The sequence below is a fragment of the Vibrio nomapromontoriensis genome, assembly GCF_050337205.1.
Classification (GTDB): Bacteria; Pseudomonadota; Gammaproteobacteria; order Enterobacterales; family Vibrionaceae; genus Vibrio; species Vibrio nomapromontoriensis.
Genome location: NZ_JAKJSS010000006.1, coordinates 369,203 through 394,748, shown reverse-complemented (window position 1 = coordinate 394,748; position 25,546 = coordinate 369,203). Strand labels below are relative to the sequence as shown.

Genomic DNA, 25,546 nt, shown 5'->3' with positions numbered 1-25,546 from the left:
ACTTGAGGTGCTTTTATTGTTAATTCACTCAATTACCGAGCAATTCCAGCAAAAAGGCGGTTTATCTTTACGAGGCGATAAATTGCTTTTCTTATATCGCTGTAATTATTCAGCTTTAATAGAATGAAGCTAAGATTGTGTTAGAAACAAAGTAAGTCATAACGCGCTGTTTTCTGATTCAACATTTAAGTAAGCACCTCTTTTCCAATTCGTAAATATTCTAAATTTCAGTCCTTTACGAGATGAAGTCGTTCATGAAGTTCAACTTGTTTAGAATTAAAAATTTTTTAAATGCCATAATATTTTTTGAATTATCTGAAAGCTTGCTCATAATCAACCTATCTCAATAGTGTGAGATGCATCACAACTTTAATTAAGGGACTATTATGAATAAGCTACTTACTTTTATCGCTATTACTTCTGTTTCACTTTCAACGGCTGTTTTCGCGACTACCGGAGGTTCCAATGCACCTTATGGAGGAGCTTCCAATCAAACCGCTTCTGGTCAGTACGTCGACTGTAAACTTGAAGACGGTACGACAAAAGTCATTCCGATTCGCGCTTGTGATAAGTTAGGTGGTAAAAAGATTTATTAGCGCCAATCAAGAAGAGTAGAACCTAAGTGTCGTTCTACTCTTCGCCTTTTAGGCCATCAATAATGGGGCACTTAGACTGAGCATCACCTGGACATTTATCTATCCACTGAGTCAATTGCTGTTCCATTTGTTGAAGCGCTTTGATTTTTTGCTGAATTTCTTCACGCTTTTTTATCGTGGTGTTTTTTACGCTTTCACTCATCCGTTGGCAACTAAATGCAAGCTCTACCAACTCCCGACATTCATCCAGTGAAAAACCAACCGCTCTTGCCCTCGCAATCACGGTAAGTTCATCAATGTGACGTTGGTTATATTGACGATAGCCGTTCTCGGCTCGGCTCGGTTCTGAGATCAATTTTCGTTCTTCATAAAGACGAATGGATTTTGCCGTTAATCCGGTCGCGCCTGCGACATCACTAATATTCATCGACACCTCACTAATATTCCTCAATGATGACACCTTTAGAACAAATGTTACCTTACTCGCAAAAAGATGTACGAGCAAACTAGCTTGCAGGTAAATACTATTCTTCGAGATGCAAAATAACTACTATAACCGTTACATGTTTATTATTTTGCCACGTCGGCAAAGTATCTCAAGGAGTGATGATGAAACGAGTAAAAACACTACTTGCTGGCCTTATACTTGCGCCAACAATGGCATACGCGTCAGTAACCATTGATATTCCCATTGATGTCCAACTTCTCACTGTAAATGAAAAAGATGTTGGTTTTTCTAGCCTAGGATTTGACCATAAAGATTCCGTTACGCTCAACAATGGCGTGAACCAACTGGTTTTTCGAATTACGAAAGTCGTTTCTGATGGCGGTAATAAAGGAACAAAGTACACCTCAGTGCCACTCGTTGCCACGTTTGATGCAACAGATGTCGCGCTTAATATTGATGTACCAAAACTCAGATCGCTAGCACAAGGGTCAACGTTTAATGACAATCCGACCTTCTCGGTATTACAAGACGGTAAAGAAGTTTCCAGCTTAAAGAAAGGGAAAATCAATGCAGGGTTAAAATTCTACTCTGACACAGTGGCTGAAGTGGAACGCTTCAATAAATCCAATGAGCCTGCTAGCTTACGTAATTTTGGCGCGGTCGCATCCATACCTTCAGAAGCAGAAACTGCCATCTCAGAGGAGATTACGGGCGGCAGTTTAAACGCGTTTAAAACGCAATTCGAAACTCTATCAAAGGCAGATAAAGAAGAGTTTCTATCTTGGGCGGTTAAAAATCTTAACTAACGTATCCTGCACTGATTAAACCAGAAAACACGACTTAATGTCGTGTTTTTTATTGCCTTACATGAGCACTCAAAACGTAGAAGAGTCCAAAACCAAAAAAGGCCAGCAATCATGCTGGCCAAAAAAAGCAGTTTGAGATTTAGCTTAGAAGTAGTATTCCATACCGACACGCCAGCCAGTATCAGTGTAATCACCGTACTGCTCTGTAGAGTCAGTCTGGTGAACTACACGCACATAAACAACCGCTAGAGGATCTAGAGCGTACATCGCCTGACCAGTGATTGCTTGATCACTATTTTTCTCAGATACACCGTTTCTTTCTAAATCTGTCGACATCGCATAGTTAAGGTTGAATGTCCAATGTTCGATACCAGTATAGTAAGCACCTACTTTATAGGCGCTTTGTTTCAATTCTCTATCACCTGCACCAGTACCTTCATTACTTGTTGCTTTACCAGTAATGTAAGCTAAGTGACCGCCGAATGAATCAAAATCTAAGTTTAAACCGGCAATTAATGCTTCACCATCGCCATTCTTACCGACGAAAGCATCATTCTCTACATCATAAACTTTTTCGTATGCGACTTTACCAGTGAACACGCCTTTTTGGAATTGTGCGCTACCAGAATATACGTTAGAGCCTGCTTTATCTTCATTACCACGACCACCACCAACAGCAAAGCTGAAGCCACCATACACAGCGGAGTCATAGCGACCAAAGTTAGACTGACGATCGTAGTTAATACGACCGGTGTTACCGACGTTAAAACCTGCGCCTGAACTTTGACCGGTATAACCATCAAGTACTTCAAACATAGGTGTTAACATACGACCGAAACGCACACGACCTGCATCTTCAAACTCAAAGCCGCCGTAGGTATCACGAACACCAAAGCCACTCTCTTTACCGTCATCACCGACGTTACCACCTTCCAATTGCCAAATCAGTTTTGGACCACGTTCAAATTGAGCGCTACCACGTACACCAACGCGAGACTCATTGTCCATCACGACAACTTTGTCTTTCTTATCTGCCGGAACCGTTGATTTAGCTTGCTCACCGGTTTGTGCGTTCTGTGCAACAGAGATTGCAATTTGACCGTATAAATCAATGGTTTCTGTTGCAGGTCTTGCTTGAACAGAACCAGCTAAAGTTAGTGACGCCACTGCTGCACCGATGAGAGTGCGTTTAAACATTTTTTCCATGGAATAAACTCCTAAAAATGGATATAGCTGTTTTTTAATATTTCGCCTTAAGTTGGCCGCCGAAGGGAAATATTTCCTTTTTAATTTTAATAACCAGTAGTACTGATTAATTTCCTGTCTACACCGTGTGTATCCATGTCCTTAAGACTAACTTCGCAACAAAAAATATCAATTAACAGTTCACTTTCCATAAAAAAAATAGGAGGCACCGCAAACTTTACCCTCACTTATTGATGAAGATCTTATTTTCTACATAAAAAAAACAAAAACGCTTTCAATCGTTTCAAATCAACAAGTTAAACAACACAAACTCAACAGCAACGTGATGTGCCTCGCAGTGGTTTTTTATTAAACCTCCTTCAGTAAATAAATAACGAGTTGATCACACAATTATTTATATATTTATTTATATAAATTCGATGTGAAGTTACTCGCAAAAAAAAGGAGCCTCATAAGAGGCTCCTTTGATATCACTGAATAACTATTACGGAATTAAATCTATTAAATCTTGTTCGGTTTTTATTTCCACACCTAACTCTTGAGCTTTCGCTAATTTAGAGCCTGCATTATCACCCGCAAATAATATATCGGTTTTCTTAGACACACTGCCGGTCACTTTTGCCCCTAATGCTTGCAGCGCTGCTTTTGCATCGCCGCGATTAAGTTGTGACAGTGAACCCGTTAACACAACCACCTTACCCGCTAATGGTTGTGGGACATCATCACTAAGCTGCTCAATAGCAGGCCAATGAACGCCAACATCAATCAAAGAATCAATGACCTTACGATTTAATTCTGCGGCAAAGAAGTACCTAATATGCTTAGCCACAATTTCACCAACATCCTGCACTTCGAGCAACGCGTCATGAGATGCCCCCATGATCGCCTCCAGTGTCTCAAAGTGCATGGCGAGATTGGCCGCCGTGGCCTCACCAACTTCGCGAATACCTAAAGAATAAAGAAAACGCGCGAGCGTCGTTTCTTTTGATACCTTAAGCGCATTAACGACATTCTGCGCCGATTTAGGACCCATGCGCTCGAGAACCGTTAATACGCCAGCGGATAATTTAAAGAGATCTGCCGGTGTTTCTACCATCTCTTTATCAACAAGCTGCTCTATTACCTTGTCTCCAAGTCCATCAACATCAAGTGCTTTCCTTGAAACAAAGTGCTTGAGCGCCTCTTTACGCTGTGCTTGGCAAACTAATCCACCAGTACAACGAGCCACCGCTTCACCCTCTATTCGCTCAATACCCGATGCACATACCGGACAGGCTTGCGGAAAACAAATATCCTGTGCATCTTCTGGTCTTCGCTCTGGCACAAAGGCAACGATCTGCGGAATAACATCACCGGCTCTTCTTACAATCACGCTGTCGCCTATTTTGACGCCAAGACGAGCAATTTCATCGGCATTATGTAGCGTGGCATTGCTCACCGTTACGCCGCCAACAAATATAGGCTCTAATTTTGCTACAGGCGTGATCGCACCGGTTCGCCCTACCTGGAACTCAACGCTGTTTAATGTGGTAATTTCTTCTTGAGCTGGAAATTTATAAGCAATCGCCCAACGCGGAGCACGAGCAACGAACCCTAGCTGCTCTTGCAGGGCGATATCATCGACTTTAATCACTACGCCATCAATTTCGTACGCTAATGCATCGCGCTTATCTGAAATCGATTTATGATACTCCTTCACCGCCTCTATACTACTGACTCGCATGGTTTCTGGGCCCATAGGAACCCCCCAAGACTTAAGCTTCGTGAGCCTATCGTAGTGACTCGGTGGTAATTCAGCGCCTTCTACCACACCTAGGCTATAGGCATAAAAACTCAACGGTCTTGTCGCCGTCACTCTAGAATCTAGCTGACGCAAGCTACCCGCCGCTGCATTACGTGGATTAACAAAGACTTTTTCGCCTTTTTTAGCGGCAAGCTCATTCATTTTGTCAAAGCCCGCTTTAGGCATAAACACCTCACCACGGACTTCAAGACGCGCAGGAATATCACCGCCTTGTAGTTTCAATGGAATCGCACTAATAGTGCGGACATTTTCAGTGATGTTTTCACCTGTCGCACCATCACCACGCGTCGCAGCCTGAGTGAGAACGCCATTTTCGTACATCAAGCTCACCGCTAATCCGTCTAATTTAACTTCACAACAGTAGCTTCCCACACTGGTGCGGTTAACACGTTCGCTTAGCCTCTTATTGAATGCATCTAAGTCTTCGTCGGAAAAAGCATTATCGAGCGATAGCATGGCGATTTCATGTTTGACTTGAGTGAAACCATCCAGTGGTGTACCACCCACGCGTTGACTTGGAGAATCCACCGATACCCAGTCAGGGTTGTCCGCTTCAATCGCCAATAATTCTTGCATTAAACGATCATACTCGGCATCGGGGACGACTGGTGTATCCTCCACGTAATACTTCACAGCGTAATGGTGAAGTTGATCTTTAAGTTCATTTAATCGTTGCTGAGACATGCTTTTATCCTGATCGTAATGATAAAAAAGGCCCCTATTAGTAGGAGCCCTTTTTTACTAATAATTGGTTATGTTACGCGCCCGCTTTTACACGGTTAAATTCCTGAATCTGCTTTTTATAGGCATCAATGCGAGTTGGGGTGAGTAAATTACGTTGGTCATCCAACACATTACCACTGACATCATCCGCGATCTGTTGTGCGGTTCTAAGCATGAGCTTAAAGTTTTGCTCAGCTTCACCAAAACATGGCAGCGTCATAAAGAATGAAATGCCCTTGGTGGTAAACGTCTCTGGGTCATCATGCTGAAGTGTACCTGGCTGCATCATATTCGCGACGCTGAAGAGAACTTTCCCCGTTCCAGATAGATCCGCATGTCGATGGAATATATCCATATCACCGTAAATCAAGCCGTTTTGACGCATGCTATCGAATAGTTTACTGCCCACAAACGGTTCATTACCCGAACAGTGCACATTCATCACCAACACTTGCATTTCCGGCTCTTCTGGCTCACTGACCTCAGGTTCTTTAGCTGTGCTTGACGTGACTACCGTGTCCTGAGTGTTAGAGACGGGCTTACCATCATCAATGTCAGAAAACGCTTGTGATGGCGCAGCCTTATCAAAACGCTCAGCCTTTGGCGTATCGACATCGATAGCATCAAAGTCGACCGTTGGCTCCTTTAGTTCTCGCGACTCCAAATCTTCAGTACTTTCTCTCGCACTGAATGACGGCATATCGTCAGCTTCATAATTAGCCGTTGTTGAACGGGCATTTTCCAGATTTTTTTCATCGTGAATCGGTTTATCCGACACAGCTACATTCTCAAGAGCATCATCAAGAGCATCCTCAAGAGGATCAAATGCTGGTGCTTGTTGGCTCAAACCAAAGTCAGGTTCGTTTCTAACCTTACGCACGATCTCAAAATCATCTTCTGGTGCTACATAATGATCATCGTCATCCGATTTCTCATCGATATTTCCCAAAGGTCGATCAGCAAATTTTTTCTGGCCTTCTTTCTTGCTTGACCATAAGCCATGAAACAACAGCGCCGCTATGGCTAAGGCACCGACAATAATGAGTACGAATCGCAATTCCTGCATTGTTTGCTCTCAATGTTATAAAAATAGTCCTTATTGAAGTGCTTAAACACTTCCAACTGACCTACTTTACCAAAACTCTACCTATTATTAGAACACCTTAGTATAAGAAGTTTGTGATTTCCTCTGACCTTTTTTGCTATAGTCGCCCTAAAGCCCTGCTAAATCACTATAAAGGAGCTCAACTTTGAACAAAGCCAATACCGGATTTGGTTATTTCCACCAAGGTTTTCAGCTTGCTTTCACGCCTGGCATTCGTCGCTACGTGATTATGCCCTTACTCGCCAATATTTTATTGGTTGGCTCCGCGATGTATTACCTCTTTTCTAACTTAAATATTTGGATAGAGAGTTGGATGGGCGCTTTACCAGAGTTTTTGTCATGGCTGAGTTACGTCTTGTGGCCGCTGCTGACGCTAACCATCTTAGCCACCTTTTCGTATTTTTTTAGTACGCTGGCCAACTTTATTGCTGCGCCATTTAATGGCCTACTTGCCGAAAAAGTTGAAGAATCACTGACACAACAAAAAGTGTCTGATGATGGCATACTCAGCGTCGTCAAGGATGTGCCACGTATTATGGCAAGAGAATGGCGTAAATTGCTTTACGTACTACCAAAAGCGATTGGGCTTTTCCTGCTGTTATTAATACCCGCTCTTGGGCAAACTATCGCGCCATTCCTTTGGTTTATTTTTACCGCTTGGATGTTAGCGATCCAATATTGTGATTACCCATTTGATAATCATAAAGTCCCATTCAACGACATGCGCTTGTCGTTAAAAAGAAAGCAAGGCAAAAGCTACAGCTTTGGTGCGATCGTTGCTTTGTTTACTTCAATCCCGATTTTAAACTTATTTGTCATGCCTATTGCTGTTTGCGGCGCAACAGCAATGTGGGTACAAGAGTTTAAAGAGCAACATAAATAACCCCGCGACTCCAACAGTTCACTCATCAGCCCCTTCACACCAAGAAGGGACTGATGAATTAACGAGATTAAGGCTTAAGCGGCTGCCTATTAAACGTTTTGTGGCCGCACTTACTGCAGTTTGAAATGGTTGTAGGGTGATTATATTCCGCTTTATGGCCGCACTCTTCACATACCAGCACGCCGAAACCGATCATCTCTCCTGCGCTATACACACCTTGATGCTCAAGATCTTGAAATAACTCTAGCCACTCAACTTTCGTTTTGTCAGTGATATCTAGCAGCCCTTGCCAAATTGAGTTGGCTACCATCAAATAAAATGGCCCACTTTTACTTTCTTCGTAGTTGTCAGCAAATTCTTTTAAATCAGAATTGATATAAGCTGAGATCAACGCCATTTCATCTTTTGTCATGTCATTAGCCGCTTCAATCACTGAACCTGACTTTTCCAGCACATGCTGAACTTCTTCAGGGCTGTGCTTAAGGTTCTCCACTACATCTTCAAACATCTCTTCATAGCTGGCTTTACGTTTAGGCATAGATCCCCCTATCTTTGACCAAAATCACTGGAGTTGCCGCAAGGCAACAAACGGAGCTATCCTATAAGCATAGCTTGTTATCGCATAAGACCTAACTGGCGATCCCGTTCGTACGCGCCATCAACAACACAACAACTTCCAGTACTCAAGGTACATTGACTATTGTTGACCGCGCCTGCTTTAGGTATTCTATGATGATCTAGTAGTCTCTGTTTTAACAGAACTCACAAATTCCAAGATAACCGGAAATCATCGATGCAAGAACAATACAACCCGCAAGAGATTGAACGTAACGTTCAAGAGCACTGGGACAACAATAAAACCTTTGTTGTAAGTGAAGACGCAAATAAAGAAAAATTCTACTGCCTATCTATGTTCCCGTACCCAAGTGGTCGACTGCACATGGGTCATGTTCGTAACTATACCATCGGTGATGTGGTTTCACGCTTCCAGCGCCTGCAAGGTAAAAATGTCATGCAACCAATTGGTTGGGATGCATTTGGTCTACCAGCAGAAAACGCAGCTGTAAAAAACAATACCGCTCCAGCACCCTGGACTTACGAAAACATCGAGTACATGAAAAACCAACTTAAGCTTTTAGGCTTTGGTTACGATTGGAGTCGTGAGTTCGCAACGTGTACGCCTGAGTACTACCGTTGGGAACAAGAGTTTTTCACTAAACTTTACGAAAAAGGCTTGGTCTACAAAAAAACCTCTTCTGTTAACTGGTGTCCAAACGACCAAACTGTACTGGCTAACGAGCAAGTAGAAGACGGTTGCTGCTGGCGTTGTGACACGCCAGTAGAACAAAAGAAAATCCCTCAGTGGTTCATTAAGATCACTGAGTACGCGCAAGAGCTGCTAGACGATCTAGACAACCTTGAAGGTTGGCCTGAAATGGTTAAGACCATGCAGCGCAACTGGATCGGTCGCTCAGAAGGGGTTGAGCTATCTTTCGCTGTTAACGGTGAAGAAGCGCCGCTAGAAGTGTATACCACACGTCCAGACACACTAATGGGTGTTTCTTATGTTGGTATCGCAGCTGGTCACCCACTTGCCGAGAAAGCAGCAAAGAACAACTCTGAGCTTGCGGCTTTCGTTGAAGAGTGTCGTAACACTAAAGTTGCTGAAGCAGAACTCGCAACAATGGAAAAGAAAGGTATGGAGACTGGCCTAACAGCTATCCACCCCCTTAACGGTCGCGTTGTTCCTGTATACGTAGCAAACTTCGTTCTTATGGATTACGGCACTGGTGCGGTAATGGCGGTTCCTGCTCACGATCAACGTGACTACGAATTCGCAACGAAATACGGCATCGACATCATTCCAGTCATCAAACCAGAAGATGGTTCTGAGCTAGACGTATCTGAAGCGGCTTACACTGAGAAAGGTGTTTTGTTTGATTCAGGCGAATTCGACGGCCTTGCATTCCAAGAAGCCTTCGATGCCATTGCTGCAAAACTTGAAGCAGAAGGTAAAGGTAAGAAGACAGTAAACTTCCGCCTACGCGACTGGGGTGTCTCTCGTCAACGTTACTGGGGCGCACCAATCCCAATGGTCACGACGGAAGATGGTGAAGTTCACCCAGTACCTGCAGACCAACTACCCGTCATTCTTCCTGAAGACGTGGTTATGGATGGCGTGACTAGCCCAATCAAGGCTGACAAGTCTTGGGCTGAAACCACGTTTAATGGCGAGCCAGCTCTACGTGAGACTGACACGTTCGATACCTTCATGGAATCATCTTGGTACTACGCGCGTTACTGCTCACCACAAGCCGATGACATTCTAGACCCTGAAAAAGCGAACTACTGGCTGCCGGTTGACCAATACATCGGTGGTATTGAACACGCGTGTATGCACCTGCTTTACTCTCGTTTCTTCCACAAATTGCTACGCGATGCAGGGTACGTCACCTCTGATGAGCCATTCAAGCAACTTCTATGTCAAGGCATGGTTCTTGCTGACGCATTCTTCCACACTAACGAAAAAGGCACGAAAGAATGGATCGCTCCAACTGACGTGACTATCGAGCGTGATGGTAAAGGCCGTATCGAAAAAGCTGTCGATAACCAAGGTCGCGAAGTTGAACACTCAGGCATGATCAAGATGTCTAAGTCGAAAAACAACGGTATCGACCCGCAAGAGATGGTCGATAAGTACGGCGCTGACACTGTACGTCTATTCATGATGTTTGCATCACCTGCAGATATGACACTTGAGTGGCAAGAATCTGGCGTTGAAGGGGCAAACCGCTTCCTTAAGCGTGTTTGGAAACTGGTTCACGCTCACTCTTCTAAAGGTGTTGCTGAGGCGGTTGATACTTCTGCACTTTCTGGTGACCAGAAAGCACTTCGTCGTGACGTCCACAAGACGATCGCAAAAGTAACCGACGATATCGCTCGTCGCCAAACGTTTAACACGGCAATCGCGGCCATCATGGAATTGATGAATAAGCTCGCAAAAGCACCTCAAGAGTCAGCGCAAGACCGTGCAATTCTTGATGAAGCACTAAAAGCCGTGGTTCGCATGCTTTACCCAATGACACCGCATATCTCTTACGAAATGTGGATTGCTCTTGGTGAATCAAACGTAGACTCGGCAACATGGCCAACGTTTGACGAAAAGGCGTTGGTTGAAGACGAAAAAACGATCGTTGTCATGATCAACGGCAAACTACGTGCGAAACTAACCGTTGCCGCTGACGCGACAGAAGAACAAGTTCGTGAGCTAGGGCTCAACGATGAGAATGCGAAAAAGTTCTTAGATGGACTGACAATTCGCAAGGTTATCTTTGTTCCTGGTAAGCTATTGAACATCGTAGCAAACTAAGCAGCGTCCTTGATATAAAGTTGCAGGTGTTATGCCTGCGACTTTCATCACTCATGAGCATTCAACAACATCATTAACCCATCATCGTTTTATTTAAGCTTCCTTATTAGGGCGTTTACATAAACCATTGTCTAACGAGTAAGCGGTATTATGCGCCTGTTAAAACACAACCTACTAAAACTCTTTTCCGTGTTCCTGCTCACCTCGCTCCTTAGCGCTTGTGGCTTCCACCTTCGTGGTGAGTACACGGTACCGGATGATATCAAAGAAATTTCCGTCACCAGTTTTGATCAGTACAGCATGATTACTCGCCAGATCAAAGAGCAGCTTCGTCTTAGTAATATTGAACTTGTGACACCTCGTATGGATGTGACCAACCTGCATATCACAGGAGAAACCACTAAAGATCGCACCCTCTCGTTATACCAAAATACCCGAGCGGCGGAAAAAGAGATCACCTATGAAGTGAAGTATCGCGTCACCGTACCCAATCTCGGCTCAAAAGACTTCACTGCGACTATGACGCGCAGCTATCTTGATAACCCTTTATCAGCCCTAGCAAAATCAGCAGAACGTAAATTGCTAGAAAACGAAATGCGTGAACTTGCCGCGCAACAAATGATGCGTCAGATGGCTCGTTTGAAAACAGAAATTGAAGAATTTGAACGCAAGCAAAAAGAAGCAGAAACGACAGCAGAGCCAGTAGCAACGCCCAACTCCTAGTTTGTCTTAGAGAGTTGACGTTTTACTTTGCGAATTTACGTTGTACCGCGAGAGGCGTGTGTTTCTCGCGCCAAAGTTAAGCCTTAGTACAAGGAATTAATGTGAAAGTTTTTGCCGATCGCCTCACCGAGTCGCTCACTCAGCGCTGGTTTGCTTGCTACCTGTTATTTGGTAATGAACCACTATTTATTCAAGAAAGTCGCGCCCACATCATCACACGAGCCAAAACATTAGGCTTCGAAGAACACCACAGATTCGTCGTCGATGCTTCCATTGATTGGAATGACGTTTTTGATTGTACTCAGTCCATGAGCCTATTCTCATCAAAGCAAATTATTGAGTTAGAGCTTCCGGAAGCTGGTGTTAACGCTGCTATTGCGAAACAACTAACAGAAATAGCGAGCCAACTTCATGAAGATATTGTCCTGCTAATATCAGGCAGTAAATTAACCCGTGCTCAAGAATCTGCCGCGTGGTTTAAGGCGCTAAATGGCTGCCATGTAAGCTGTACGACTCCCGATATCAAACGGTTGCCACAATGGGTTACACAGCGATGCCGAGCGATCAATCTCACTCCCGATCATGAAGCGGTCCAGCTACTATGCCAATGGCATGAAGGCAACCTATTTGCGCTATCTCAAAGTCTCGAAAAGCTGACACTTTTATACCCAGATGGTCAGTTAACGCTCCTTCGAGTCCAGGACGCGCTCAGCCGCCACAATCACTTTACCGTCTTTCATTGGGTTGATGCCATGCTGGAAGGAAAAGCGAAACGGGCCCAAAGGATCTTAGCCCAACTTGAATCTGAAGGCATTGAAGCCATTATTTTGCTAAGAACCGTTCAAAAAGAGTTGTTTCAACTGGTTAAAATGCAACAAGCACTGACTCAGCTTTCCATGACACAAGTATTTGATAAGTTTCGCGTATGGCAAAATAAGAAACCCCTTTATAACGCAGCGCTGACCCGTTTGCCTCCAGCTAGGCTCAAACAATCTATTCAGTTGTTAGCACAGATAGAAGTCCAAGCAAAAACACAGTATGACATCAGCCCTTGGCCATTAATCCATCAGTTATCCATGAACTTGAGCGTTACTGACACACCAATGTCTTTACCTCACTAAAACCTGTTATAATCCAAAGATCAATAACCGCTGAGTGTTATTGCCTTGTTCTATTCCACCAAAAGAGGAAAACCCCTTGCAACACGAAGAATTGAAACTATTTCTAGCTGATAAAGCAGATGACATGAAAGCCGTCGATATCGTTACCATTGATGTAATCGGTAAATCAAATGTCACTGACTTCATGATCGTGTGCACTGGTACATCGAAAAGACACGTTGTTTCTATTGCAGACCACGTCGCAACTGAAGTAAAAAAAATGGGCCTAGAGCCACTTGGTGTCGACGGTGAACAAGAAGGTGAATGGGTCGTTCTCGATATGGGCTCTACCATGCTACATGTCATGCAAGAGCAACACCGAGAGCTTTATCAACTAGAAAAACTCTGGGGCTAATCGCTTGAAACTACAACTCATCGCCGTTGGGACCAAAATGCCTAAATGGGTAGAAGAAGGCTTTCAAGAGTATCGCCGACGTTTCCCTCATGATATGCCTTTAGAGCTCATTGAGATTCCAGCAGGAAAACGCGGGAAAAATGCCGACATTGCACGCATCTTACAGAAAGAAGGCGAAGCTATGTTGGCGGCTGTTCCTAAAGGCAATAGAGTCGTAACTTTGGATATTCCGGGTAAGAAGTGGGATACCCCCCAGCTTGCTGAACAACTTGAGAGTTGGAAGCTCGATGCCCGTGATGTCTCTATTTTGATCGGTGGTCCTGAGGGCTTAGCACCAGCATGTAAAGCGGCTGCCGACCAAAGTTGGTCTTTATCGGCATTAACACTGCCGCATCCATTGGTACGAATAGTGATGGCAGAAAGCTTATATCGAGCTTGGTCAATTACCACTAATCACCCTTACCATCGAGAGTAGTTTCACCCCCTATGAGACTTAAACGTAGCCAGATAAGAGACCATCAGGCAGAAGCGCGACTGTTTAAAAGTCGCGCTTTAGTATCTTTCATCTTCATTATTGTAATGATGATGCTTTTGGTCGCCAATCTATACAATATTCAGATCAATCAATATCAAGATTACAAAACTCGCTCAAACGACAACCGCATCAAAGTCGTTCCGATTGCACCAAATCGGGGGCTAGTTTACGACCGAAATGGCGTACTACTGGCGGAAAACCGTCCGGTATTCAACTTAGAAATCATTCCCGAAAAAGTCAAAGATATGGATCAAACCATCTTAGACTTGCGCGAATATCTCGACATACCCGATGACCGAATCGAAGCCTTTCAACGTGAGCGTAAACGCACGCGACGCTTTAAGTCTATTCCACTGTTGACCCAGCTCAATGAACAACAAGTGGCCACTTTTTCTGTCCATCAACACAAATTCCCTGGCGTTGAAATTGCGGCAACTCTGAAGCGCTACTACCCATATGGTGACGTGCTGACTCATGTCATTGGCTACGTGTCTCGCATCAATGACCGCGACATTCAACGTCTGGCTCGCGAAGAAAAAGTAGCAAACTATCAAGCGACTCGTGACATTGGTAAGCTTGGAATTGAGCGCTATTACGAAGATTTACTGCACGGCACCGCCGGCTACCAAGAAGTTGAAGTCAATAGCCGTGGTCGAGTACTACGTACACTTAAGTTTGTTCCACCTACGCCGGGCAAGGATATTGTCTTAAACCTTGATATCAATCTACAACTCAAAGTACACAAGCTACTTGATGGGCGTCGCGGTTCAGCCATCGTGCTCGATCCTACCGACAACGGCGTATTAGCGATGGTTTCTAGCCCGAGCTATGACCCTAACGCGTTTGTAAACGGGATATCAAGTAAAGCTTATCGAGCATTACTAAACGACAAAAATAGACCGCTGGTAAACCGAGCAACGCTGGGTATCTACCCTCCGGCCTCCACGATTAAACCCTTTATCGCCGTCGCCGCTCTACAAGAAGGGGTGATAACGCCTACGACAACCCGAAACGATCCGGGTTACTGGCGCATACCAAATTCAAAAACGCGCCCTTATCGTGACTGGTTACGCTGGGGACACGGTAAAGTCACCATTGTCAAAGCCATTGAAGAGTCGGTGGATACCTTCTTTTACCAAATCGCTTATGACATGGGAATTAACCGTCTTTCATCGTGGATGATGATGTTCGGTTTTGGCGACTACACCGGTATCGATATTCATGAAGAAAGTAAGGCTAATATGCCAACTCGTGAATGGAAAATGGCAAGGCACCGCACCCCTTGGTATCAGGGCGACACCATCCCTGTCGGTATTGGTCAGGGTTACTGGACCGCAACACCAATGCAAATTGCCAAGGCGACATCTGTGCTTGTAAACCATGGTGAAGTTCTATCGCCCCACTTACTTCGTGCCACGATTAACAATGGCGATAACTTTGATAACCAAACGCTCACTGAAATTGATAGCCGCCCGCCAATCACAGGAGTGCAAGAGCGGTATTGGGGTCTTGCGTTGGAAGGCATGCGCCGAGTAAATCACGGTGTTAAAGGTACTGCACGTCGTTCATTTAAAAATATGCCGTACCAGTCCGGGGGCAAATCCGGCACCGCTCAAGTATTTAGCTTAGGTGAGGATGAAAAATATAACGCCGATGAAATCGCAGAGCATTTGAAAGATCATGCACTGTTTACAGGCTTTGCTCCGTTCAAAGATCCAAAAGTTGTGGTCACCATTGTGCTCGAGAACGCCGGTGGCGGTTCTACAAATGGCGCCCCTGTAGTAAGGCAAGTATTTGACCTCGCACTAGTTAACAATCAAGAAGGTGAAGAAGAATAATGAAATTCGATCCATCAACAGGACGAAACCGCTTCCTACTTGAACGCTTTCACATCGACCTGCCCTTATTGCTCGGTATTCTTGCATTAATGGGCTTTGGGTTAGTTGTGATGTACAGTGCAAGCGGGCAAAGCCTCGCGATGATGGATAGACAAGCAATGCGTATGGTGTTGTCATTGGTCGTTATGATTGGCTTAGCCCAACTCTCACCTCGCACGTACGAAACCCTTGCACCACTCATGTTTTTTACTGGCGTGATTCTCTTGCTGGGCGTGCTGTTTTTCGGCGAGTCTTCAAAAGGAGCACAGCGATGGCTAAACCTCGGTTTTGTCCGTTTTCAGCCTTCCGAACTGCTTAAACTTGCTGTACCTCTTATGGTGGCAAGATATATTGGCAAGCGCACACTACCCATTAGTTTTCAAACACTTATCATTTCCCTTGTGATGGTGATGGTGCCAACCATTCTAATTGCAAAGCAGCCGGATCTTGGAACCTCAATCCTTATCGCGGCATCGGGTATTTTCGTTATTTTCTTAGCAGGAATCAGCTGGAAAATCATTACCGGAGCAGCCATTGCTGTCGGGGCCTTTATCCCCGTTCTTTGGTTCTTCCTTATGAGGGAGTACCAAAAAGTAAGGGTTCGTACACTCTTTGATCCAGAGTCTGACCCACTTGGCGCTGGTTACCACATCATACAAAGCAAAATTGCTATTGGTTCTGGTGGTTTAGGGGGAAAAGGTTGGTTACACGGCACGCAATCACAGCTAGAATTCTTACCAGAACGTCATACTGACTTTATCTTTGCAGTCATCGCTGAAGAATGGGGTATGATTGGTATATTACTTCTTCTGTCATTGTACTTATTCATCATTGGTCGTGGCCTCTACCTAGCAAGCTCGGCACAGACTGCGTTTGGCCGCATGATGGCAGGCAGTATTGTTCTAAGCTTTTTTGTTTACGTTTTCGTAAATATTGGTATGGTAAGCGGTATATTACCTGTTGTTGGTGTTCCTCTACCGCTAATTAGCTATGGTGGTACTTCCATGGTGACCTTGATGGCTGGCTTTGGCATATTAATGTCCATCCATACTCACCGCAAAGCGTTTTCAAAGGCGACATAAATGACTCTGTTTTTTACCTCATCTCACTCTCGCTGGTTGCTTACCTGCTTGAGTATAATCGTCATTGCGGGCTGCTCTTCATCAGACAGCCGCTACGATATTGATAATGATGTGGCTCCAACCACCCCCATTTCAGTTGACCATATTGAAGGTGCTCAACCAAAATATGAACCTTATAGCATGGGTGGTAACAAAGACTATAAATTACGCGGTCAGCGTTATACCATCGTAAAAGATGCGCAAGGCTTTACTGAAAAAGGCCAAGCATCATGGTATGGCAAAAAATTCCATGGACATTTGACCTCAAATGGTGAAGTGTATGACATGTATTCTATGTCTGCCGCGCACAAAACTCTACCAATCCCGAGTTATGTGAAAGTCACAAATACCGATAATGGCAAAGAAACTGTCGTACGTGTTAATGACCGAGGTCCATTTCATGAAGGTCGAATTATTGACCTCAGCTATGCCGCGGCTAAAAAGCTCGATGTCATCAAAACGGGGACAGCCAATGTCAAAATTGAAGTGATTACCGTTGAGAAACCAACCGGACAGCATCAACTAGATAAGCACCCAAAATATGGCATACAAGTGGTGGCGTCACCACATAAAGACAGAATCACAAAATTGTCGAATGAATTAAGTAATACCCTATCGGTTGAGACGTTCCTATCACCGATAAAGAATAATTATCGCTTAATGCTTGGTCCTTTTAGCGACTATAAAGATACTCATGATGCGTTAGAGCAAGTACAAAAGCTCGGTTATACCTCAGCTTTCGTCAAAAAACTTTAAACATCATTGACATAAATCACCGTTGTTACTTAGTGTGTAAGCTCTTTAGTGCGCAGCGACCAATCTGTTACTATACGGATAACTCACAAATACTGTGTTCAACATGAATAAAAACAAGTCTTCTATGAAATTCATTACATCTATTGCTCTTGCAGCAACATTAACGGCTAGTTATGCCGTAGCTACGCCTGTCGTGATGCCTAACGCGCCGCAAATTGCCGCGAAAGGCTTCGTACTTATGGACTATAACTCAGGTAAAGTCCTCGCTGAGAAAGAGATGAATACCCAACTTCATCCTGCCAGCTTAACCAAAATGATGACAAGCTACGTTATCGGCCAAGAGCTAAAGAGCGGCAAAATTGCGCCAAGCGATGAAGTGACCATCAGTAAAAACGCTTGGGCAAAAAATTTCCCTGACTCTTCTAAGATGTTCATCGAAGTAGGCACTAAAGTCACAGTTGAAGAGCTAAACAAAGGCATCATTATTCAATCTGGTAACGATGCTTGTGTGGCAATGGCAGAGCACATTGCAGGTTCAGAAGATGCGTTCGTTGATTTAATGAATGCTTGGGCGAGCTCAATTGGCATGAACGATACGCATTTTGCAAACGTTCATGGTCTCGATAATCCAAACCTATATTCAACGCCATACGACATGGCACTGCTAGGGCGTGCGCTTATCAAAGACGTTCCAGATGAATATCGTGTTTACTCCGAGAAGAAGTTTACCTACAACGGCATCACACAATACAACCGTAATGGTCTATTGTGGGATAAAAGCATGAATGTTGATGGTATTAAAACCGGTCATACAAGCAAAGCTGGTTACAGCCTAGTCAGTTCAGCAACCGAAGGTAAAATGCGCCTTGTTGCCGTAGTGATGGGCACAAAAAATGCCAACGCTCGTAAATCTGAAAGCAAAAAGTTACTAAGCTATGGCTTCCGATTCTTCGAAACCGTTAACCCTCATACCGCTAACGAAACCTTCGTTGAAGAGAAAGTATGGATGGGTGATAAAGATACCGTTGCTCTTGGTGTGGCAGAAGACACATTCGTGACACTACCTCGTGGACAAGCGAAAAATTTAAAAGCAAGTTTCGTGCTTGAAAAACAACTCGAAGCACCCATATCTAAGGGCGATGTTGTGGGTAAGCTATACTATCAGTTAGATGGTGAAGATGTTGCCGAGTACCCATTGCTTGCACTTGAAAATGTACAAGAAGGCAGCTTGTTTAGCCGCTTATGGGACTATATCGTTTTACTGGTTAAGAGCTTCTTCTAACCACAACGTAAAATGATGATAGAAAACAAAGCCGCATAATGCGGCTTTGTTGCTTTTTACTTCAAGCGTCATCAACTTGCTTATGTGCTACGAACTCGTCTTGAGTTTCGTCGCCTTTGACATTACTATTCGCACCGTTACAACAAATTTGATTTTTTTGGAGTCGCCATTATGTTAACCATCAATTCAGATGCAAAACTCAAAGACCTACTAGAGTTCCCTTGCTCGTTTACATATAAAGTGATGGGTTATGCTAAGCCTGAACTTCCTGAAAAAGTGTTGGAAGTGATCCAGCGTCATGCACCTGGAGACTACAGCCCAACGATTAAGCCTAGCGCTAAGGGCAACTACCATGCTGTTTCAATTAACATCACTGCGACGTCTATTGAGCAGGTAGAAACGCTATACAAAGAACTTGGTGAAATTGACATCGTTCGTATGGTTCTGTAAAAATTTGAATAATTCAATTTTTTTTGAAAGCAGCTTCGGCTGCTTTCTTTTTATTTTTCAAAACCTTAACTAAACCACATAACAAACTGGTTAAATTTTCGCTATTTAGCTGTAGTTCAAGTCAATGAACAGGTTTATAATGCAAACACTTTATTAAGTGACGACGAGGGTACGAGTGAAGAATCAGCTAATAGTAAGAAAGCTTGGGCGCAAAGACTACGAACCGGTCTGGAAAGCAATGCATGCTTTCACCGACGAGCGAAACGACGACACTCGTGACGAAATCTGGTTGGTAGAGCACAACCCTGTCTTTACTCAAGGGCAAGCAGGCAAAGAAGAACACTTGCTCAACACGGGGGATATCCCAGTCGTCAAAAGTGACCGTGGCGGACAAGTGACTTATCATGGCCCAGGTCAACTGGTCGCTTACTTTCTTATCAACCTTCGTCGAAAAAAATTAGGTGTCAGAGATCTCGTCACTCACATAGAGAATCTCGTCATCAACACACTAAACACCTATAATATCGAAGCGGCGGCACGACCGGATGCTCCTGGTGTTTACGTCGATGGAAAGAAGATCTGCTCTTTAGGGCTTCGCATTCGTAGAGGCTGTTCGTTTCACGGATTGGCCTTAAACGTCGATATGGATCTCTCTCCTTTCTTAAGAATTAATCCTTGCGGCTATGCCGGTATGGAAATGATCCAAATTAGCCAACTTGGTGGTCCTGATAGCGTTGCCAGCGTCGAAGAACAGCTGGTCAACGAATTAATACAATTACTTGATTACGAGCAAGTAGAATTCAGCGAAGAAGCATAAGACGATGAGCAAACCTATACAAATGGAAAAAGGCGTCAAATATCGCGACGCAGATAAAATGGCACTGATTCCGGTAAAAAACATGCCGGAGGAACAAAGAGAAGTCCTACGTAAGCCAGAATGGATGAAAATAAAGCTGCCTTCCGACAGCCAAAGAATTCAAGACATAAAAAAGGCAATGCGTAAAAATAATCTTCACTCAGTCTGTGAAGAGGCGTCTTGTCCAAACCTCGCCGAGTGTTTTAACCATGGTACTGCGACCTTTATGATCCTTGGTGCTATTTGTACTCGCCGCTGCCCATTTTGTGATGTTGCCCATGGTCGCCCCAATGCGCCTGAATCTAATGAGCCGCAAAAATTGGCGCAGACCATTAAAGACATGAAACTCAAATATGTGGTCGTGACTTCCGTTGACCGTGACGATTTACGTGATGGTGGTGCTGAACACTTTGCTAACTGTACTCGTGAAATCCGAACACTGAATCCTGAAATTCGTATTGAAACTTTAGTACCGGATTTCCGTGGTCGTATGGACGTTGCCTTAGAAGCATTAAAAGACAACCCACCCGATGTCTTCAACCACAACTTAGAAACCGCCCCTCGCCTTTACCGTAAAGCGCGACCTGGTGCGAACTATAAATGGTCGCTACAGCTGCTAGAGAAATTTAAAGCCATGCACCCAGATGTCCCAACGAAATCTGGTGTGATGATGGGACTCGGTGAAACAAAAGAAGAAATTGTTCAAGTACTTAAAGACTTACGTGCCCATGGTGTCACTATGCTCACACTTGGTCAATATCTTGCACCAAGCCGTCACCACTTGCCGGTTGAGCGTTATGTGCCACCGTCAGAGTTTGATGAGCTTAAAGAAATTGCGCTAGAGCTTGGCTTTACCCATGCAGCCTGTGGTCCTTTTGTGCGCTCTTCTTACCACGCGGATCTACAAGCAAAAGGCGTAGAAATTAAATAACCGCCGTAAAAAGTATCCCACATAAAAAACACGGATGTGCGTTGCACTATCCGTGTTTTTTTTAAGAAAAATGACCACCATGACAATCTCGTACTCGCATTTTCTTCATTTTTAGGTAGGCTTATAGAAAAACATCAGCCATTCAAGGATGTACGCATGAAATTGCTTAAAATAGGTTTACCCATCATAGCCGCAACACTCATTGCGGGTTGTGCTCAAAACTCACAACAAGACAATTACTTAGAGGCTTCATTCGAGTTATGTAATACCGAAGTGAACCTTTACTCAGTCAGCGATGATGGTCGTGTTCGAGTAGTATGTAAAGATGGCGCGAAGTTCTCAATGAACAGTGAAAAAACGCTGGAAATTATGCGAGATATCAACATTGATTACTGTAACGGTGAAGGCTTAGGGCAATTTAACGAAAGCCGTAAGTACTACTCCTTCAAGTGTAAATCTGGCACGTTACTTAATATTAATAAGTAAATTTACATTAATCGCTAACCATCACGCACAAAAAAACGAGCTAATAAGCTCGTTTTTTTTCAATGCCTGTTATAGCAGAGCTCTTTTAGCTCACTTACGCGTAAACTGGCAGACGCTTACAAATGTCCAGAACCTTCGCTTTTGTCGCAGCAATCACCGCTTCGTCGCCAAGATTGTCAAGCACATCTGACATCCAATTCGCCAACTCTTTCGCATCAGCTTCAGAGAAACCACGACGTGTAATCGCTGGCGTACCAATACGGATACCAGAGGTTACAAATGGGCTACGTGGGTCATTCGGTACTGAGTTTTTGTTAACGGTAATGTTAGCAGAACCCAAAGCCGCATCGGCTTCTTTACCTGTGATATCTTTATCAATCAGGTCAACAAGGAATAAATGGTTCTCTGTTGAGTTAGATACAATCTTGTAACCACGCTCTTGGAATTGTGCGACCATCGCTTTAGCATTATCAACAACACGTTGTTGGTAGGCTTTAAATTCAGGCTCCATTGCTTCTTTAAACGCTACCGCTTTACCCGCGATAACATGCATCAGAGGACCACCCTGACCACCAGGGAAAACTGCTGAGTTCAGTTTCTTGTACATGTCTTCGCCAGCGTTTGAAAGAATCAAACCACCACGTGGGCCTGCAAGCGTTTTATGCGTTGTTGTTGTAACAACGTGAGCATGTGGTACCGGTGTTGGGTAAACACCAGCGGCGATAAGGCCAGCAACGTGTGCCATATCAACAAAGAAGTACGCGCCAACTTTGTCTGCAATTTCACGCATACGTGCCCAATCAACGATTTGAGAGTAAGCAGAGAAGCCACCGATGATCATTTTTGGTTTGTGCTCAACAGCCAACTGTTCCATTTCGTCGTAGTTGATTTGACCCGCTTCATCAATACCGTAAGGAATGACATTGTAGTGTTTACCAGAGAAGTTCACTGGAGAACCGTGAGTCAAGTGACCACCGTGCGCTAGGCTCATACCTAAAACAGTATCTCCTGGATTCAGAAGCGCCATATAAACGGCACTGTTCGCTTGAGAGCCAGAGTGTGGCTGAACGTTTGCATATTCACAGCCGAAAAGCTCACATGCACGGTTGATTGCCAATGTTTCCGCTTTATCTACATACTCACAACCACCGTAGTAACGCTTACCAGGATAGCCTTCTGCGTACTTATTGGTTAATTGAGTACCTTGCGCTTCCATCACGCGAGGGCTGGTGTAGTTTTCCGAAGCAATAAGCTCAATGTGCTCTTCTTGGCGAAGAGTTTCTTCTTGAATGGCTGCAAATAGTTCCGCATCGTAATCAGCGATGTTCATATCACGCTTTAGCATCTGTATCTCCTGACTCAGATTGTACTGAAAGTTTCAAAAAAACCACACAATGACCAAAAGCAAACGTTTTCGTCACCACGTTTGATGAATCGCATAATACATAATTTGATCTAGGTCATAAAGGAAAAAATGGATCTTTTTCATGCAGTTTCTTCATAGTGAACGTTAGATTGCATCATGTACGGCAAGAAAATAACCCCATCTACAACCTAAAGTGTCAATAAATCCTTTTACAGTGTGTAAAAATTGAATTACATAGGTTTACCGTAAATTTCTCCTCCTAGCTATCGAAAAGATCATCTTTTTAATACTATTGCCGCCAATTACTATAGGAAGATTTTTAACTTGATGGAAAAACACTCACGCAAAGAAGACTGGATAGCCATTTTAACCGGCACTTTCGTAGTGGCCCAAGGTATATTCTTCCTGCAATCGGCTCAATTGCTGACTGGCGGGACCACAGGTCTTGCGTTATTACTTAGCCAGTTTCTACCGGTTTCATTCGGTATGCTCTATTTTGCCGCCAATACGCCATTCTACTTATTAGCCTGGCGACGCTTTGGGAAACGCTTTGCGATGAGCAGTGCTATTTCCGGTGCGCTCGTGTCCATTTTTGCCGATAACATGCATCATGTCGTGTCTGTCGACCATGTGAATACCGTCTACTGTGCCATCGCAGGTGGGTTACTCATGGGGCTGGGCATGTTGATCTTATTCCGTCATCGCTCCAGTCTTGGTGGCTTTAATGTACTGTGTTTGTTCATTCAAGAGCGTTTTGGCATCTCTGTTGGTAAAACTCAACTTGCCATCGACTGTACTATTTTGTTGGCCTCTTGTTTTTTCGTAGCGCCACCAATTATTTTGGTTTCTATTATCGGTGCTGTGGTACTCAACATTGTCTTAGCGATGAATCACAAACCGACCCGGTATGTGGTCACCTACGGGTAAAAATGAAAACGCCCCTCCATTTGAAGGGGCGTTTTTTATCTGATGACATCTCGCGAATTTCGCCAAAATGGCCCATGGCATAACAGTTTCATGGCTACTTTTTCAATAAAATCGCCACTGTCTGATACGGTTTTAAGGTTATCTCTGCTTCGAGCACAATAAGCGCCTCTGAGTGCGAATAATTCCCCACTACCACCTTGCCGCTTTGAGAAACATATTGTTCCGGCAGCGTGATGGTTGTCTCTTGGGCATAATAATTGTGCAAACAAAGTAAGCGACTGTCTTGGTTCTCTCTCACGTAACCATGAACTTGTGCATGCTTTGGATACAGATCGACATAACTACCATCAGTGATGACTTTGAGCTGTTTACGCAGCGCAATCAAATCCTTATAAAAATAAAAAATTGACTGTTCATCTGCTATAGCGGCTGCCGCGTTAATCTCTGCGTAGTTGTCTGATACACCAATCCAAGACTCACCGGTGGTAAAACCAGCTTGAGCGCTCTCATCCCACTGCATCGGCGTACGAGAGTTGTCTCGTGATTTTTGTTGCAAGATGGACATGATTTCATCGTGACTGTACTGCCCAGCTTGTTGCATCACGCGATACATCGTTAGGGTTTCCACATCTCTATACTGCGATAACTCGCTAAAACCTGGGTTAGTCATACCGATTTCTTCACCTTGATAAATATAAGGGGTTCCCTGCATCAGATGAATCGAAGCTGCGAGCATTTTTGCCGACTCATTCCGATAGAGCGTGTCATCACCAAGACGGCTTACCACCCGAGGTTGGTCATGGTTACACCAAAATAGCGCTCCCCAACCACAACCATTGAGCCCCGTTTGCCAGTGATTAAAGATTCGCTTTAATTCGATGAAATCGAAAGGAGCAAGACTCCACTTTTCTCCATTCGGATAATCGACTTTAAGGTGGTGAAAGTTAAACACCATTGACAGCTCTTTGCCATCTTGCGCGCTGTATTGCTGACAATGCTCTAGGGTTGTCGAAGACATTTCACCCACCGTCACAGAGCCATATTTTTGGAATACCGCTTCACTAATTTCCTGCAGATACTCATGTACTCGTGGGCCATCGGTATAAAAGCGTCGCCCATCACCCTCATCATCGTCCAAAAAGGTTTGTTGCTTAGAAATAAGATTAATGACATCGAGGCGAAAACCATCCACGCCTTTTTTCGCCCAGAACTCAATAACTTGTTTTACTTCTTCCCGTACTGCCGGGTTCTCCCAGTTTAAATCCGCTTGTTCTTGCGCAAACAAGTGAAGAAAGTACTCATCGGTTTTCTCATCAAGCTTCCAAGCAGAACCACCAAACTTAGACTGCCAGTTATTAGGTAGCGAACCATCTTGGTTTGGTTTCCAAATGTAGTAGTCTCGATACGGGCTGTTTTTGTCTCCTAAAGCAGATTGAAACCATTGATGCTCGGTAGAGGTATGATTAACCACAATATCCATTACTAAACGGATACCGCGTTGATGCGCTTGTGCCAGCAGTTCATCAAAGTCTGCCATGCTACCGAAGTCAGGATTGATCGCGTAATAGTCAGAAATATCATAACCATTATCGACCATTGGTGACGCATAAATCGGCGTCAGCCAGATGGCGTCGACCCCCAAGTTCTGCAAATAATCGAGTTTAGAGGTGATCCCCTTAATATCTCCGATACCTTTGCTACCACTATCACAAAAACTTTTCGGATAAATTTGATAGATTGTGGCGGTTTTCCACCATTGTTGCTGAGCCTGTAAACCCAT

Annotated in this window: 24 protein-coding genes; 17 read left to right on the top strand and 7 right to left on the bottom strand. The window is 44.1% G+C overall.

Features of this window, described 5'->3' with window-relative positions; genetic code table 11:
• The first annotated feature begins 386 nt into the window (after window positions 1-386).
• Window positions 387-596 carry a hypothetical protein gene (locus L4D05_RS01865; protein WP_265677420.1) on the top strand — a complete coding sequence of 70 codons (210 nt, stop codon included), beginning with the start codon at window positions 387-389 and terminating at the stop codon, window positions 594-596.
• 34 nt (window positions 597-630) lie between these two features.
• Here L4D05_RS01865 and cueR read toward each other — a convergent pair whose 3' ends face one another.
• A complete protein-coding gene (gene cueR / locus L4D05_RS01860) occupies window positions 631-1,023 on the bottom strand; it encodes a Cu(I)-responsive transcriptional regulator (RefSeq protein WP_428792856.1) in 393 nt (130 codons plus the stop codon).
• 179 nt (window positions 1,024-1,202) lie between these two features.
• On the opposite strand from cueR, the gene L4D05_RS01855 reads away from it, so the two are divergent.
• Window positions 1,203-1,850: a YccT family protein gene (locus L4D05_RS01855; RefSeq protein WP_428792855.1), complete on the top strand. Its 648-nt coding sequence runs from the start codon at window positions 1,203-1,205 to the stop codon at window positions 1,848-1,850.
• Between the two features lie 144 nt (window positions 1,851-1,994).
• Here L4D05_RS01855 and L4D05_RS01850 read toward each other — a convergent pair whose 3' ends face one another.
• From L4D05_RS01850 to zipA, 3 genes are all read right to left on the bottom strand, one after another.
• On the bottom strand, window positions 1,995-3,056 hold the full coding sequence (locus L4D05_RS01850; protein ID WP_428792854.1) for a porin: 1,062 nt from the start codon (window positions 3,054-3,056) through the stop codon (window positions 1,995-1,997).
• 484 nt (window positions 3,057-3,540) lie between these two features.
• Window positions 3,541-5,544: an NAD-dependent DNA ligase LigA gene (gene ligA, locus L4D05_RS01845; RefSeq protein WP_428792853.1), complete on the bottom strand. Its 2,004-nt coding sequence runs from the start codon at window positions 5,542-5,544 to the stop codon at window positions 3,541-3,543.
• Window positions 5,545-5,617: 73 nt separating this feature from the next.
• The gene (gene zipA / locus L4D05_RS01840) at window positions 5,618-6,649 is read right to left on the bottom strand and encodes a cell division protein ZipA (protein ID WP_428792852.1); all 1,032 of its coding nucleotides are present in this window, start codon (window positions 6,647-6,649) and stop codon (window positions 5,618-5,620) included.
• A 184-nt stretch (window positions 6,650-6,833) separates the two neighbouring features.
• On the opposite strand from zipA, the gene cysZ reads away from it, so the two are divergent.
• Window positions 6,834-7,571 carry a sulfate transporter CysZ gene (gene cysZ, locus L4D05_RS01835; protein WP_265673806.1) on the top strand — a complete coding sequence of 246 codons (738 nt, stop codon included), beginning with the start codon at window positions 6,834-6,836 and terminating at the stop codon, window positions 7,569-7,571.
• A 67-nt stretch (window positions 7,572-7,638) separates the two neighbouring features.
• Here the strand turns inward: cysZ and L4D05_RS01830 are convergent, their stop codons facing one another.
• The gene (locus L4D05_RS01830) at window positions 7,639-8,109 is read right to left on the bottom strand and encodes a zinc ribbon-containing protein (protein ID WP_428792851.1); all 471 of its coding nucleotides are present in this window, start codon (window positions 8,107-8,109) and stop codon (window positions 7,639-7,641) included.
• Between the two features lie 255 nt (window positions 8,110-8,364).
• Between L4D05_RS01830 and leuS the strand changes: the two genes are divergently transcribed.
• From leuS to L4D05_RS01765, 13 genes are all read left to right on the top strand, one after another.
• Window positions 8,365-10,941, top strand: coding sequence for a leucine--tRNA ligase (gene leuS / locus L4D05_RS01825; RefSeq protein WP_428792850.1), 2,577 nt, complete (start codon window positions 8,365-8,367; stop codon window positions 10,939-10,941).
• 150 nt (window positions 10,942-11,091) lie between these two features.
• Window positions 11,092-11,664 carry an LPS-assembly lipoprotein LptE gene (locus tag L4D05_RS01820; RefSeq protein ID WP_428792849.1) on the top strand — a complete coding sequence of 191 codons (573 nt, stop codon included), beginning with the start codon at window positions 11,092-11,094 and terminating at the stop codon, window positions 11,662-11,664.
• Window positions 11,665-11,765: 101 nt separating this feature from the next.
• Complete coding sequence (gene holA, locus L4D05_RS01815) at window positions 11,766-12,785, top strand: DNA polymerase III subunit delta (protein ID WP_428792848.1); 1,020 nt, start codon at window positions 11,766-11,768, stop codon at window positions 12,783-12,785.
• 76 nt (window positions 12,786-12,861) lie between these two features.
• Window positions 12,862-13,179 (top strand): ribosome silencing factor, encoded by a 318-nt coding sequence (rsfS, locus tag L4D05_RS01810; RefSeq protein WP_265673801.1) that lies wholly within the window; start codon window positions 12,862-12,864, stop codon window positions 13,177-13,179.
• Window positions 13,180-13,183: 4 nt separating this feature from the next.
• On the top strand, window positions 13,184-13,654 hold the full coding sequence (gene rlmH, locus L4D05_RS01805; protein WP_102468828.1) for a 23S rRNA (pseudouridine(1915)-N(3))-methyltransferase RlmH: 471 nt from the start codon (window positions 13,184-13,186) through the stop codon (window positions 13,652-13,654).
• An 11-nt stretch (window positions 13,655-13,665) separates the two neighbouring features.
• Window positions 13,666-15,552 (top strand): penicillin-binding protein 2, encoded by a 1,887-nt coding sequence (gene mrdA, locus L4D05_RS01800; RefSeq protein WP_428792847.1) that lies wholly within the window; start codon window positions 13,666-13,668, stop codon window positions 15,550-15,552.
• Window positions 15,552-16,673, top strand: a complete 1,122-nt coding sequence (gene rodA, locus L4D05_RS01795) for a rod shape-determining protein RodA (RefSeq protein ID WP_265673799.1) — start codon at window positions 15,552-15,554, stop codon at window positions 16,671-16,673. The genes mrdA and rodA overlap by 1 nt, the downstream gene beginning before the upstream one ends.
• A complete protein-coding gene (locus L4D05_RS01790) occupies window positions 16,674-17,468 on the top strand; it encodes a septal ring lytic transglycosylase RlpA family protein (protein WP_428750508.1) in 795 nt (264 codons plus the stop codon).
• 103 nt (window positions 17,469-17,571) lie between these two features.
• The gene (locus tag L4D05_RS01785) at window positions 17,572-18,750 is read left to right on the top strand and encodes a serine hydrolase (protein WP_428750507.1); all 1,179 of its coding nucleotides are present in this window, start codon (window positions 17,572-17,574) and stop codon (window positions 18,748-18,750) included.
• A gap of 171 nt (window positions 18,751-18,921) precedes the next feature.
• Window positions 18,922-19,200 (top strand): DUF493 family protein YbeD, encoded by a 279-nt coding sequence (gene ybeD, locus L4D05_RS01780; protein ID WP_237483776.1) that lies wholly within the window; start codon window positions 18,922-18,924, stop codon window positions 19,198-19,200.
• Window positions 19,201-19,375: 175 nt separating this feature from the next.
• Window positions 19,376-20,017, top strand: a complete 642-nt coding sequence (gene lipB, locus L4D05_RS01775; RefSeq protein ID WP_428792846.1) for a lipoyl(octanoyl) transferase LipB — start codon at window positions 19,376-19,378, stop codon at window positions 20,015-20,017.
• Window positions 20,018-20,021: 4 nt separating this feature from the next.
• The gene (gene lipA, locus L4D05_RS01770; protein ID WP_250615621.1) at window positions 20,022-20,987 is read left to right on the top strand and encodes a lipoyl synthase; all 966 of its coding nucleotides are present in this window, start codon (window positions 20,022-20,024) and stop codon (window positions 20,985-20,987) included.
• Window positions 20,988-21,143: 156 nt separating this feature from the next.
• Window positions 21,144-21,473 carry a hypothetical protein gene (locus L4D05_RS01765; protein WP_102468849.1) on the top strand — a complete coding sequence of 110 codons (330 nt, stop codon included), beginning with the start codon at window positions 21,144-21,146 and terminating at the stop codon, window positions 21,471-21,473.
• Window positions 21,474-21,567: 94 nt separating this feature from the next.
• On the opposite strand, the gene glyA is transcribed toward L4D05_RS01765, so the two are convergent.
• On the bottom strand, window positions 21,568-22,818 hold the full coding sequence (gene glyA / locus L4D05_RS01760) for a serine hydroxymethyltransferase (RefSeq protein WP_265673794.1): 1,251 nt from the start codon (window positions 22,816-22,818) through the stop codon (window positions 21,568-21,570).
• Window positions 22,819-23,166: 348 nt separating this feature from the next.
• Here glyA and L4D05_RS01755 point away from each other — a divergent pair, with 348 nt between their 5' ends.
• Window positions 23,167-23,766: a YitT family protein gene (locus tag L4D05_RS01755; RefSeq protein WP_428750505.1), complete on the top strand. Its 600-nt coding sequence runs from the start codon at window positions 23,167-23,169 to the stop codon at window positions 23,764-23,766.
• Between the two features lie 94 nt (window positions 23,767-23,860).
• Here L4D05_RS01755 and treC read toward each other — a convergent pair whose 3' ends face one another.
• The gene (treC, locus tag L4D05_RS01750) at window positions 23,861-25,546 is read right to left on the bottom strand and encodes an alpha,alpha-phosphotrehalase (protein WP_428792845.1); all 1,686 of its coding nucleotides are present in this window, start codon (window positions 25,544-25,546) and stop codon (window positions 23,861-23,863) included.

What these genes read in the sequence shown, in the direction of transcription:
- L4D05_RS01865 (WP_265677420.1), top strand. Translation starts at nt 387, where the DNA reads ATGAATAAGCTACTTACTTTTATCGCTATTACTTCTGTTTCACTTTCA.
- cueR (WP_428792856.1), bottom strand. Translation starts at nt 1,023, where the DNA reads ATGAATATTAGTGATGTCGCAGGCGCGACCGGATTAACGGCAAAATCC.
- L4D05_RS01855 (WP_428792855.1), top strand. Translation starts at nt 1,203, where the DNA reads ATGATGAAACGAGTAAAAACACTACTTGCTGGCCTTATACTTGCGCCA.
- L4D05_RS01850 (WP_428792854.1), bottom strand. Translation starts at nt 3,056, where the DNA reads ATGGAAAAAATGTTTAAACGCACTCTCATCGGTGCAGCAGTGGCGTCA.
- ligA (WP_428792853.1), bottom strand. Translation starts at nt 5,544, where the DNA reads ATGTCTCAGCAACGATTAAATGAACTTAAAGATCAACTTCACCATTAC.
- zipA (WP_428792852.1), bottom strand. Translation starts at nt 6,649, where the DNA reads ATGCAGGAATTGCGATTCGTACTCATTATTGTCGGTGCCTTAGCCATA.
- L4D05_RS01830 (WP_428792851.1), bottom strand. Translation starts at nt 8,109, where the DNA reads ATGCCTAAACGTAAAGCCAGCTATGAAGAGATGTTTGAAGATGTAGTG.
- leuS (WP_428792850.1), top strand. Translation starts at nt 8,365, where the DNA reads ATGCAAGAACAATACAACCCGCAAGAGATTGAACGTAACGTTCAAGAG.
- L4D05_RS01820 (WP_428792849.1), top strand. Translation starts at nt 11,092, where the DNA reads ATGCGCCTGTTAAAACACAACCTACTAAAACTCTTTTCCGTGTTCCTG.
- mrdA (WP_428792847.1), top strand. Translation starts at nt 13,666, where the DNA reads ATGAGACTTAAACGTAGCCAGATAAGAGACCATCAGGCAGAAGCGCGA.
- rodA (WP_265673799.1), top strand. Translation starts at nt 15,552, where the DNA reads ATGAAATTCGATCCATCAACAGGACGAAACCGCTTCCTACTTGAACGC.
- L4D05_RS01790 (WP_428750508.1), top strand. Translation starts at nt 16,674, where the DNA reads ATGACTCTGTTTTTTACCTCATCTCACTCTCGCTGGTTGCTTACCTGC.
- L4D05_RS01785 (WP_428750507.1), top strand. Translation starts at nt 17,572, where the DNA reads ATGAATAAAAACAAGTCTTCTATGAAATTCATTACATCTATTGCTCTT.
- ybeD (WP_237483776.1), top strand. Translation starts at nt 18,922, where the DNA reads ATGTTAACCATCAATTCAGATGCAAAACTCAAAGACCTACTAGAGTTC.
- lipA (WP_250615621.1), top strand. Translation starts at nt 20,022, where the DNA reads ATGAGCAAACCTATACAAATGGAAAAAGGCGTCAAATATCGCGACGCA.
- L4D05_RS01765 (WP_102468849.1), top strand. Translation starts at nt 21,144, where the DNA reads ATGAAATTGCTTAAAATAGGTTTACCCATCATAGCCGCAACACTCATT.
- glyA (WP_265673794.1), bottom strand. Translation starts at nt 22,818, where the DNA reads ATGCTAAAGCGTGATATGAACATCGCTGATTACGATGCGGAACTATTT.
- L4D05_RS01755 (WP_428750505.1), top strand. Translation starts at nt 23,167, where the DNA reads ATGGAAAAACACTCACGCAAAGAAGACTGGATAGCCATTTTAACCGGC.
- treC (WP_428792845.1), bottom strand. Translation starts at nt 25,546, where the DNA reads ATGGGTTTACAGGCTCAGCAACAATGGTGGAAAACCGCCACAATCTAT.